Origin of the sequence: Pseudomonas emilianonis (assembly GCF_023072625.1) — a bacterium.
GTDB lineage: Bacteria > Pseudomonadota > Gammaproteobacteria > Pseudomonadales > Pseudomonadaceae > Aquipseudomonas > Aquipseudomonas paraveronii.
Genome location: NZ_JAKNRV010000164.1, coordinates 1 through 11227, shown reverse-complemented (window position 1 = coordinate 11227; position 11227 = coordinate 1). Strand labels below are relative to the sequence as shown.

Below are 11227 nucleotides of genomic sequence, written 5' to 3'. Positions count from 1 at the left end.
ATGAACAGCTCAGCCAGCGCCACCAGCTCAGCATCACCCTGCCGCCCGGCTACAGCGCCTCGGTGCTGATCAGTTGGGGCCAGCCGCTGCACAAGAACGCCCCGGCGTTCGACCCCTCCGGCAACGGCACGGCCAAGGCCCAGGAGCAGCAGTTCGGTGACAACAACGACGGCATGAGCCTGTTCGCCTTCCCCGGTGACGACAACCGCGCACTGATGGCGATCAACAACGAATACACCAACTACCGCTACCTCTTCGCCCACGGCGGCGCGCCGCAATCGGCCGAAGACGTGCGCAAGGCCCAGGCCAGCGAAGGCGTGTCGGTGATCGAAGTGCGCCGCCAGGGCGACACCTGGCAGTTCGTCCAGGACTCGCGCTACAACCGGCGCATCCACGGCAACTCGCCGATCCGCCTGAGCGGCCCGGCGGCCGGCCATGACTGGCTGAAAACCAGCGCCGACAAATCCGGCAAAAAAGCCCTCGGCACCTTCCAGAACTGCGCCAACGGCAAGACGCCGTGGGGCACTTATCTGACGTGCGAAGAGAACTTCACCGACTGTTTCGGCAGCAGCAACCCGCAGCAAGCCTTCGACGCCGGGCAAAAGCGCTACGGCGTGGTCGCGGCCAGCAAAGACATCAACTGGCACCTGCACGACCCGCGTTTCGATATGGCCAAGAACCCCAACGAGCTCAATCGCCATGGCTGGGTGGTGGAAATCGACCCGTTCGACCCGCAGTCCACACCCGCCAAACGCACCGCGCTCGGCCGCTTCAAGCATGAAAACGCCGCCCTCGCGCAAACCCGTGACGGCCGCGCCGTGGTGTACATGGGCGACGACGAACGCGGCGAGTTCATCTACAAGTTCGTCAGCCGCGACCCGATCAACCACCAGAACCCCAAGGCCAACAAAGACCTGCTCGACCACGGCACGCTGTTTGTTGCGATCTTCGACGCCGGCGACGGCAACGCCGACCACCCCCAGGGCAAAGGCCAGTGGGTCGAGCTGACCCACGGCAAAAACGGCATCGACGCCAGCACAGGTTTTGCCAGCCAGGCCGAAGTGCTGATCCACGCACGTCAGGCTGCCAGTGTGGTGAAAGCCACACGCATGGACCGCCCGGAATGGATCGTGGTCAGCCCCACCGACGGCCAGGTCTATTGCACCCTGACCAACAACGCCAAGCGTGGCGAAGACGGCCAGCCGGTCGGCGGCCCCAACCCGCGCGAGAAAAACGTCTACGGCCAGATCCTACGCTGGAAGGCCAATGCCGATGACCACGGCGCCGCCGATTTCACCTGGGATCTGTTTGTGGTCGCCGGCAACCCCGGCGTGCATGCCGCTACGCCGAAGGGCGGCTCGTCCAACATCAACCCGCAGAACATGTTCAACAGCCCCGACGGCCTGGGTTTCGACAAAGCCGGGCGCCTGTGGATCCTGACCGACGGCGACTACAGCAACAGCGGCGACTTCGCCGGCATGGGCAATAACCAGATGCTCTGCGCCGACCCGAGCACCGGGGAAATCCGCCGTTTCATGGTCGGGCCGGTGGCGTGCGAGGTGACGGGGATCAGCTTCTCGCCGGATCAGAAGACCTTGTTCGTGGGGATTCAGCATCCGGGGGAAACCGGTGGTTCGACCTGGCCGGAGCATCTGCCCAATGGTAAGCCGCGGTCGTCGGTGATGGCGATTCGGCGGGATGATGGGGGGATTGTCGGGGCCTGATAGACCGCCATCGGGGGCAAACCCCCTCCCACAGTTGAAGGTATTCACAAATCAATATGTGGGAGGGGGCTTGCCCCCGATAGCAATGGCACAGCCGCCCCCTATCTCAAGCCCGGTGCGTTACCATACCCGGTCGGACGCGGCGCCCTGCTGCGCGCAGGAGTTTGCATGGCCCATCCGTTTGAAACACTCACCCCCGATCTGGTGCTCGATGCTGTCGAAAGTATCGGCTTCCTCAGCGATGCGCGCGTGTTGGCGCTCAACAGCTACGAAAACCGTGTGTATCAGGTGGGCATCGAAGACTCCGAACCGCTGATCGCCAAGTTCTACCGGCCACAGCGCTGGACCAACGAGGCGATCCTCGAAGAACACAGCTTTACCTTCGAGCTGGCCGAGTGCGATGTGCCGGTGGTCGCGCCAATGATCCATAACGGCGCCAGCCTGTTCGAACACGCCGGGTTCCGCTTCGCCCTGTTTCCGCGCCGTGGCGGCCGGGCGCCGGAGCCGGGCAATCTGGACCAGCTCTATCGCCTTGGCCAGTTACTCGGGCGCTTGCACGCGGTCGGCGCGACCCGTCCGTTCGAACACCGTGAAGCCCTGGGCGTGAAGAACTTCGGCCACGATTCCCTCACCACCCTGCTCGAAGGCAACTTCATTCCCAAAAGCCTGCTGCCGGCCTACGAGTCCGTGGCCCGCGACCTGCTCAAGCGCGTGGAAGAGGTGTACAAGGCCACGCCGCACAAGAACATCCGCATGCACGGCGATTGCCACCCCGGCAACATGATGTGCCGCGACGAGATGTTCCACATCGTCGACCTCGATGACTGCCGCATGGGCCCCGCCGTACAGGACCTGTGGATGATGCTCGCCGGCGACCGTCAGGAATGTCTGGGCCAGTTGTCGGAGTTGATGGACGGCTACCAGGAATTCCACGATTTCGACCCGCGTGAACTGGCGCTGATCGAACCGCTGCGCGCCTTGCGCCTGATGCACTACAGCGCCTGGCTCGCACGGCGCTGGGATGACCCGGCGTTCCCGCACAGCTTTCCGTGGTTCGGCAGCGAGCGGTATTGGGGTGATCAGGTGCTGGCGTTGCGCGAACAGTTGTCGGCGCTCAACGAAGAACCGCTGAAACTGTTCTGACGGCTTTGCTTTATGTGGGAGGGAGCAAGCCCCTCCCACATAAAGCACTGCAGGCCCCACGAGCGGACAAATATCCTTACAATCGCGCTTTGTTAGCTGCCTAAGCAAGGATTCTGCAATGCACGCCGCCAACCCCCGCAAGGGGTACATCCTGGGCCTGACTGCCTATGTCATCTGGGGTCTGTTCCCGCTCTACTTCAAAGCCATCGCCAGTGTCCCCGCCGCCGAAATCATCGTGCATCGCGTGCTGTGGTCAGCGCTGTTCGGCACGCTGCTGCTGATGGTCTGGAAACACCCCGGCTGGTTCCGCGAACTGCGCGATAACCCCCAGCGCCTGGCGATCCTGGCCCTCAGCGGTGCGTTGATTGCGGCTAACTGGCTGACCTATGTGTGGTCGGTGAACAGCGGACGCATGCTCGAGGCCAGCCTGGGTTATTACATCAACCCACTGGTGAACGTGTTGCTCGGCATGCTGCTCCTCGGCGAACGCCTGCGCCGCCTGCAATGGGTCGCCGTCGGGCTGGCAGCGGTGGGTGTGGCGCAGCAGGTGTGGCAGGTGGGCAGTTTGCCGTGGGTGTCGCTGGTGCTGGCGCTGACCTTCGGCTTCTACGGCCTGATCCGTAAGCAGGCGCCGGTCAAGGCGCTGCCGGGGCTGGTGGTGGAAACCTGGATGCTGGTGCCGATCGCCGTCGCCTGGTTGCTGTTCAACCCGTCGGCACACAGCGCGCAACTGGCATTCTGGAGTACGTCCGAAGCCTGGTGGCTGGTGGCCGCCGGCCCGGTGACGCTGATCCCGCTGGTGTGTTTCAACGCCGCCGCACGGCACTTGCCCTACACCGCCCTGGGCTTTTTGCAGTACGTGGCGCCGACACTGGTGCTGCTCGAAGCGGTGCTGCTGTTTGGGGAACAACTGGCGCCAAGCACACTGATCGCCTTCGCCTTTATCTGGGCCGGCCTGGTGGTCTACAGCCTGGACGCATGGCTGACGGTGCGTAAACGCTGATCAAATAACGTACAAAACTCTGCAAGCCACAGCCTGCCTGGCTTGCAGACATCCACCCCAAGGTTATCCACAGCCTGATCCCCGCCATTTGTGTACAAGCCCTTGAAACTGCTCGTTTTTTGCTCAGGTGACGGATACGCCCGGCCGGCGTGGCCTGGCGCCGGGTCTCTACAGGTTATCCACAGACCCATGCAAGATTTCCATGCATAACCTTGTGGGTGGTTATTCCTCGCTGCGCAGTTCCAACTCCACCATCAAATCATCGGCCAGGGTTTCCAGCGCCGCTTGCAGGGTGTCCAGCGCCAGGCCCGCCGGCACGGCCAGTGACGCATCGGCGTGGAACAGTGGGTCGCCGCTCATCGGCGCCGGGCGCACGTCGGTGCTCAGGCGTTCGAGGTTTACCCCCTGCTTGCTCAACAACGCGGTGATCTCACGCACGATCCCCGGCCGGTCGTTGCCCACCAGTGTCATGGTGATCGGTTTGGACGCTGCCGCCTGCGCGGCGCTACTCTCGCCCACCAGCACACGGATGCCGTGTGTGGATAAGTCCTCCAGTGCATTCACCAGGGCCTGACGGTTCTCGGCGGGAACACTGACCCGCAGAATCCCGGCAAACTGCCCGGCCATGTGCGCCATGCGGCTCTCCAGCCAGTTGCCGCCGTGGGCCGCAATGTTCTGCGCGATGCGTTCAACCAGGCCGGGTTTGTCGGCGGCAATGATAGTGAGTACAAGATGGTCCATGGCGAAGCCCTCTGGAATTCAATCTACAAGGTGGACGCAGATGCCCTCGAAGACAAATCGTGTACCATTTTTATATTTATCTGGAACAATCCATCGCTTTCTTGAGAACATCCGATACCCCACTGTGACCATACGACCAAAGTGGGTCGCTAAACGACGTATTTAGTCTAATTTTCACAACCGCAAGTCATCATGTAGTATGCGCAATCGCGCACTACATAAACGTTGGGTCGATGTCTGCCACGGCAACCTTGCTCCGCGACACAGCCTGCCCAGCCGCCTTCAAAGGCATGTACCGGCGCAGCGTGCCTGCGGTTTAAATGGCCAGAGGCTTCATTGGTAAATTGAAAAGCTGAAAAGCGCATAAGCTCCGTAGAGTGAGGCAAGCAATGACTGAACACGTTCAAGTCGGTGGCCTGCAGGTCGCCAAAGTCCTGTTCGACTTCGTGAACAACGAAGCCATTCCCGGTACCGGCGTCACTGCCGACCAGTTCTGGGCCGGCGCCGACAAGGTCATCCACGACCTGGCACCGAAGAACAAAGCCCTACTCGCCAAACGCGACGATTTCCAAGCGCGGATCGACACCTGGCACCAGACTCACGCTGGCCAGGCGCATGACCCGGTGGCCTACAAAGCCTTCCTGCAAGATATCGGATACCTGCTGCCAGAAGCCGCAGACTTCCAGGCCTCGACCCAAAACGTCGATGACGAAATCGCCCGCATGGCCGGCCCCCAACTGGTCGTGCCGGTGATGAACGCCCGCTTCGCCCTCAACGCCTCTAATGCGCGCTGGGGCTCGCTGTATGACGCGCTGTATGGCACCGACGCCATCAGCGAAGCCGACGGCGCCGAAAAGGGCCAGGGCTACAACAAGGTGCGCGGCGACAAGGTCATCGCCTTCGCCCGCGCCTTCCTCGACGAAGCCGCACCGCTCAGCGCCGGCAGCCACGTCGATTCCACCGGTTACAAGATCGTTGACGGCAAACTCGTGGTCAGTCTCAAAGGCGGCAGCAACAGCGGCCTGCGCGACGATGCCCAGTTGATCGGCTTCCAGGGTGACAGCGCCCAACCGATTGCGGTCCTGCTCAAACACAACGGCCTGCATTTCGAAATCCAGATCGATGCCAGCACCCCGGTCGGCCAGACCGACGCGGCCGGCGTCAAAGACGTGCTGATGGAAGCCGCGCTGACCACCATCATGGACTGCGAAGACTCCGTCGCCGCCGTCGATGCCGATGACAAAGTGGTGATCTACCGCAACTGGCTCGGCCTGATGAAAGGCGACCTGGCCGAAGAAATGGCCAAGGGCGGCAAGACCTTCACCCGCACCATGAACGCCGACCGCGTCTACACCGGCGTGGACGGCCAGGACGTGACGCTGCACGGTCGCTCGCTGCTGTTCGTGCGCAACGTTGGCCACTTGATGACCATCGACGCGATCCTCGACAAAAACGGCAACGAAGTTCCGGAAGGCATTCTCGACGGCCTGCTCACCAGCCTGGCGGCGATCCACAGCCTCAACGGCAACAGCACCCGCAAGAACAGCCGCACCGGTTCCGTGTACATCGTTAAACCGAAGATGCACGGCCCGGAAGAAGCCGCGTTCACCAACGAGCTGTTCGGCCGCATCGAAGACGTGCTGAACCTGCCGCGCAACACGCTCAAAGTCGGGATCATGGACGAGGAACGCCGCACCACGGTCAACCTCAAGGCCTGCATCAAGGCCGCCAGCGAGCGCGTGGTGTTTATCAACACCGGCTTCCTCGACCGTACCGGTGATGAAATCCACACCTCCATGGAAGCCGGCGCGATGGTGCGCAAGGCCGCGATGAAGACGGAAAAATGGATCAGCGCCTACGAAAACTGGAACGTCGACATCGGCCTGGCCACCGGCCTGCAAGGCCGTGCGCAGATCGGTAAAGGCATGTGGGCCATGCCCGACCTGATGGCGGCGATGCTCGAACAGAAAATCGCCCACCCACTGGCCGGCGCCAACACCGCCTGGGTGCCGTCGCCGACGGCGGCTGCGCTGCACGCGTTGCACTACCACAAGGTCGACGTGTTCGCGCGCCAGGCCGAACTGGCCAAGCGCGAACGCGCGTCGCTGGACGATATCCTGACCATCCCGCTGGCCAGCAACCCCAACTGGTCGGACGAAGAAATCCGCAACGAGCTGGACAACAACGCCCAGGGCATCCTCGGTTATGTGGTGCGCTGGATCGACCAGGGCGTCGGCTGCTCGAAAGTGCCGGACATCAACGACATCGGCCTGATGGAAGACCGCGCCACCCTGCGCATCTCCAGCCAGCACATCGCCAACTGGCTGCGCCACGGCGTTGTCACTCAGGACCAGGTGATGGAAAGCCTCAAGCGCATGGCGCCGGTGGTGGACCGTCAGAATGCCGGGGATGCGTTGTACCGTGCGCTGGCACCGGATTTCGACAGCAACATCGCGTTCCAGGCGGCGGTGGAGTTGGTGATTGAAGGGACCAAGCAGCCGAATGGTTATACCGAGCCGGTGTTGCACCGCAGGCGTCGGGAGTTCAAGGCTAAAAACGGCCTGTAAATGAAAAAGCCCTGATCTTGCGATCAGGGCTTTTTTTTTGAGGCTTGTGGTGACCGGAATGGCGCTATCGGGGGCAAGCGCCCTCCCACAGTTGACCGCGTACATCCTGTAGGAATGCAGCTAACTGTGGGAGGGGCGGTGCGACGATTCGACTTGCTCCCGATGAGGCCAGCACATACACCGCAAAAATCAGGAAGCCATCCCCAACTCCCGCTTCACCAACTTCGCCAACTTCACGCTATCAATCGGCTTGAGCAAAAAGTCCACCACGCTCAAATGCATCGCATCGATCACATCCGGCGCTTCGGCGTCCCCGGACATAATGATGATCGGCAATGCCGCGCGGGTAGAACTGCGCACCTGGCGAATCAACTGGAGGCCATTGCTCGGCGCCATGCGCAGGTCGGTAATCAGCAAGCCAATGGAACTGCTCGACTCCAGCAGTTTCCACGCCGTTTCACCACTCTCAGCGGTCATGCAGCGAATACCATCCAGGCCCAGGATCTCCGCCAGCAGTTCGCGCGCGTCCTTGTCGTCGTCGACAATCAACACGCGTTGTGGCGGTAAATCAGGCTCCAGCATCACGGCGCTCAGCGCCTCGCGCTCGGCATCACTCAAAATATCGTGGTCGGACATACGGTTCTCAGCTAGCTCTCATCAATCTCCCTGCACACTCGTCAGACATCTGCGGAAGGCCGAACAATGTGCACTTCGTCGGAAAGTTTGCCTAGTGGGCGTTCTACGGGGTTTGGACGATAGTCATGTAAGGTTTTTCCCTAGTTATGCGCCGTTTTCATCGACCTAGACTTACGTCCAATGGGCACCCGCCGTGCAGGAGTCGACCATGCAGAACGATAACGACAAAAACATCGCGGTCATAGTTATGAGTAAAGCTGATGCATTCGACCAGGCGGGAAAAACTGCGGTGTTGCAGAACATCCACGGCACCTTGCAGTTCCTGCAACGCTTCCCACCGTTCAACCAAATGGAAAACGCGCACCTCGCGTTCCTGGTAGAGCAGTGCCAATTGCGCTTTTACGGCCCCGGCGACAGCATCCTCAAGCCGTCGGATGGGCCGGTGGAGCACTTCTATATCGTCAAGCAGGGGCGGGTTGTCGGCGAGCGGCCGGATTCGGCCGAAACCACCTTTGAGATTGCCACCGGCGAGTGCTTCCCCCTCGCGGCACTGCTGGGCGAACGCGCGACGCGCACCGAGCACAAGGCCGCCGAAGACACCTTCTGCCTGCAACTGAACAAGCCGGCGTTTATCAAGCTGTTCGCGCTGTCCAGCGAGTTCCGCGATTTCGCCTTGCGCGGCGTCAGCAGCCTGCTCGATCAGATCAACCAGCAAGTGCAGCAAAAGGCCGTGGAAACCCTCGGCACCCAATACTCCTTGAATACCCGCCTGGGCGAGTTGGCCATGCGCCACCCGGTGATGTGCGGCCCGGATACGCCGCTGCGCGAAGCGGTGACGCTGATGCACGAGCAACAGGTCGGCAGCATTGTGATCGTGGATGAGCACAAGGCGCCCCTGGGGATTTTCACCCTGCGCGATCTGCGCCAGGTGGTGGCCGACGGCACCAGCGATTTCACCCTCGCGATCGACGCGCACATGACCCATGCGCCGTTTTTCCTCACGCCGGACCACAGCGCCTTCGATGCCGCCATCGCCATGACCGAGCGGCATATCGCCCACGTGTGCCTGGTCAAAGACCATCGCCTGTGCGGCGTGGTGTCCGAGCGCGACCTGTTTTCCCTGCAGCGTGTGGACCTGGTCCACTTGGCCCGCACCATCCGCAATGCACCCAAGGTGGAAAACCTGGTGGCGATACGCGGCGAGATCGGCCAGTTGGTGGAGCGCATGCTCGCCCATGGCGCGTCGTCGACCCAGATCACCCACATTATTACGCTGCTCAACGATCACACCGTGTGCCGGGTCATCGAGTTGACCCTCGCCGACAAAGGCGACCCCGGCGTGCCGTTCACCTGGCTGTGTTTCGGCAGCGAAGGCCGGCGCGAGCAGACGCTCTACACCGACCAGGACAACGGCATCCTGTTCGACGCCAAGGACGCCGCCGAAGCGGCTGAGATTCGCGCGCGCCTGCTGCCCCTCGCGCAGCAGATCAACCAGAGCCTGGCGCAGTGCGGCTTCACCCTGTGCAAAGGCAACATCATGGCCGGCAACCCCGAGCTGTGCCTGTCGCGGGCCGAATGGGCGCGACGGTTTGCGGCGTTTATCCGCGAAGCGACGCCGGAGAACCTGCTGGGGTCGACCATCTATTTCGACCTGCGGGTAGTGTGGGGCGATGAGCAGGGTTGTGAACAACTGCGCCAGGGCATTCTCGATCAGGTCGCGGATAACCGCCTGTTCCAGCGCATGCTGGCGGAGAACGCCTTGCGCCAGCGCCCGCCGGTGGGCCGCTTCCGCGAGTTCGTGCTGACGCGCAAAGGCAGCGAAAAAGCCACCCTCGACCTCAAGGTGCAAGGCCTGACGCCCTTTGTCGACGGCGCGCGCCTGCTGGCCCTGGCCAACGGCGTCCACGCCATCAACACCCTGGAGCGCTTGCGCCAGTTGGTGGTCAAGGAGGTGATCGAGCCGCTGGATGGCGCCGCCTATGAAGAGGCGTATCACTTTATCCAGCAAACCCGCATGCAACAGCACCAGTTGCAAACGCGGGAAAACCTGCCGTATTCCAACCGTGTCGACCCCGATAGCCTCAACCACCTGGACCGGCGCATCCTGCGTGAATCCCTGCGCCAGGCCCAGCGCCTGCAAAGTAGCCTGACCGTGCGGTATCAGCTGTGAGTCTGTTTGGTTGGTTGCGCACGGCCAAACCCCATCTCGATGCAACGCAACGCCAGCGCCTGGAGCAATTGCCCCTGCCTGCCGCGCTGGGCGACGTTGCCTTGCGCAGCCAGCGCTGGGTGGTGCTGGACCTGGAAACCAGTGGCCTGAACCTGAACCGCGACCAAGTGTTATCCATCGGTGCGGTGGTGATCGAGGACGGCGCGGTGGACTTTTCGCAAATGTTCGAGCGCACGCTGCAACGCGCCGAAACAAAACTGAACCCCGCTGTGCTGATCCATGGCCTCGGCCCCAGTGCACTCGCCGCCGGCAGTGACCCAGTGGACGCGCTGCTGGATTTCATGGACTTCGTCGGCGACAGCCCTTTGCTGGCCTTCCATGCGCCGTTCGATCAACACATGTTGGGCCGGGCGCTCAAGGACAGCCTGGGTTATCGCCTGGCCCATCCGTTCCTCGACGTGGCCGACATCGCCCCGCTGCTGTGCCCCGAGGCGCCGATCCGCGAAGCCGGGCTGGATGACTGGATCAACCACTTCCACCTGCAGGTGGGCGAACGCCACCACGCCAGCGCCGACGCCCTGGCTACAGCGGAACTGATGCTCATCCTGCTCAGCCGCGCGCGCCAGCAGCACATCGACACGCCACGCGCCCTGCAAGCACGTTTGAGCCAATGGAAACGGCGTAAACAAGCGCCCTCGTTTTAATAGCATCTCCCGACAGACGCCAATTGCGCCGGCTCCACGCCTCTGACACAATCGCGAATAATTCTCGTTATTTTAAACTTGTTTATTCGGTGATGCCTTGTCGTCGGTCCAGCCCCCCCACAGTGAGCTTGTTGGCGCGTTGTATCGCGACCATCGCGGCTGGCTGCTGGCGTGGCTGCGGCGCAACGTGGCCTGCCCGAGCCGCGCCGAAGACCTGAGCCAGGACACCTTCATGCGCCTGCTCGGCCGCGACGGGTTACGCGAACCCCGCGAGCCGCGCGCCTTTCTGGTGGCGATCGCCAAAGGCTTGTTGTTCGACTACTTCCGCCGCGCCGCACTGGAACAGGCCTACCTCAGCGAATTGATGCTGATCCCGGAAAGCGAACACCCGTCGCCGGAAGACCAGCAACTGATCCTCGCCGCCCTGGAATCCAAGCGCCTGGATGCAGTCGTCAACCAAGTGACCATCTCCGAAGAGCGCAAGAAGAAGTACGACTTCTCCAAGCCTTACACCGTCTCCGGTATCCAGGCCCTGACCC

General features: G+C 62.1%; 9 protein-coding genes. 7 read left to right on the top strand and 2 right to left on the bottom strand.

Annotated elements, in window-relative coordinates; genetic code table 11:
- The 3 genes from L9Z73_RS16995 to rarD form a co-directional block, all read left to right on the top strand.
- Positions 1 to 1724: PhoX family protein (locus tag L9Z73_RS16995; RefSeq protein ID WP_247403169.1), on the top strand; the 1724-nt coding region annotated here is incomplete at its 5' end.
- A 168-nt stretch (positions 1725 to 1892) separates the two neighbouring features.
- Positions 1893 to 2867: a serine/threonine protein kinase gene (locus L9Z73_RS16990; RefSeq protein WP_247403165.1), complete on the top strand. Its 975-nt coding sequence runs from the start codon at positions 1893 to 1895 to the stop codon at positions 2865 to 2867.
- Between the two features lie 118 nt (positions 2868 to 2985).
- The gene (rarD, locus tag L9Z73_RS16985) at positions 2986 to 3870 is read left to right on the top strand and encodes an EamA family transporter RarD (protein WP_247403162.1); all 885 of its coding nucleotides are present in this window, start codon (positions 2986 to 2988) and stop codon (positions 3868 to 3870) included.
- Positions 3871 to 4092: 222 nt separating this feature from the next.
- Here the strand turns inward: rarD and L9Z73_RS16980 are convergent, their stop codons facing one another.
- Positions 4093 to 4611 (bottom strand): glycine cleavage system protein R, encoded by a 519-nt coding sequence (locus L9Z73_RS16980; RefSeq protein WP_247403160.1) that lies wholly within the window; start codon positions 4609 to 4611, stop codon positions 4093 to 4095.
- Between the two features lie 389 nt (positions 4612 to 5000).
- Here L9Z73_RS16980 and L9Z73_RS16975 point away from each other — a divergent pair, with 389 nt between their 5' ends.
- Positions 5001 to 7178: a malate synthase G gene (locus tag L9Z73_RS16975; protein ID WP_247403157.1), complete on the top strand. Its 2178-nt coding sequence runs from the start codon at positions 5001 to 5003 to the stop codon at positions 7176 to 7178.
- A 189-nt stretch (positions 7179 to 7367) separates the two neighbouring features.
- On the opposite strand, the gene L9Z73_RS16970 is transcribed toward L9Z73_RS16975, so the two are convergent.
- Entirely contained in the window at positions 7368 to 7814 is a 447-nt protein-coding gene (locus L9Z73_RS16970) for a response regulator (RefSeq protein ID WP_247403154.1), read from the bottom strand.
- A 247-nt stretch (positions 7815 to 8061) separates the two neighbouring features.
- On the opposite strand from L9Z73_RS16970, the gene L9Z73_RS16965 reads away from it, so the two are divergent.
- The 3 genes from L9Z73_RS16965 to L9Z73_RS16955 form a co-directional block, all read left to right on the top strand.
- Complete coding sequence (locus tag L9Z73_RS16965; RefSeq protein WP_345894166.1) at positions 8062 to 9984, top strand: DUF294 nucleotidyltransferase-like domain-containing protein; 1923 nt, start codon at positions 8062 to 8064, stop codon at positions 9982 to 9984.
- Positions 9981 to 10688 carry a 3'-5' exonuclease gene (locus tag L9Z73_RS16960; RefSeq protein ID WP_247403149.1) on the top strand — a complete coding sequence of 236 codons (708 nt, stop codon included), beginning with the start codon at positions 9981 to 9983 and terminating at the stop codon, positions 10686 to 10688. The genes L9Z73_RS16965 and L9Z73_RS16960 overlap by 4 nt, the downstream gene beginning before the upstream one ends.
- A gap of 97 nt (positions 10689 to 10785) precedes the next feature.
- The coding region (locus L9Z73_RS16955; protein ID WP_247403146.1) for a sigma factor at positions 10786 to 11227 on the top strand (442 nt) is incomplete at its 3' end.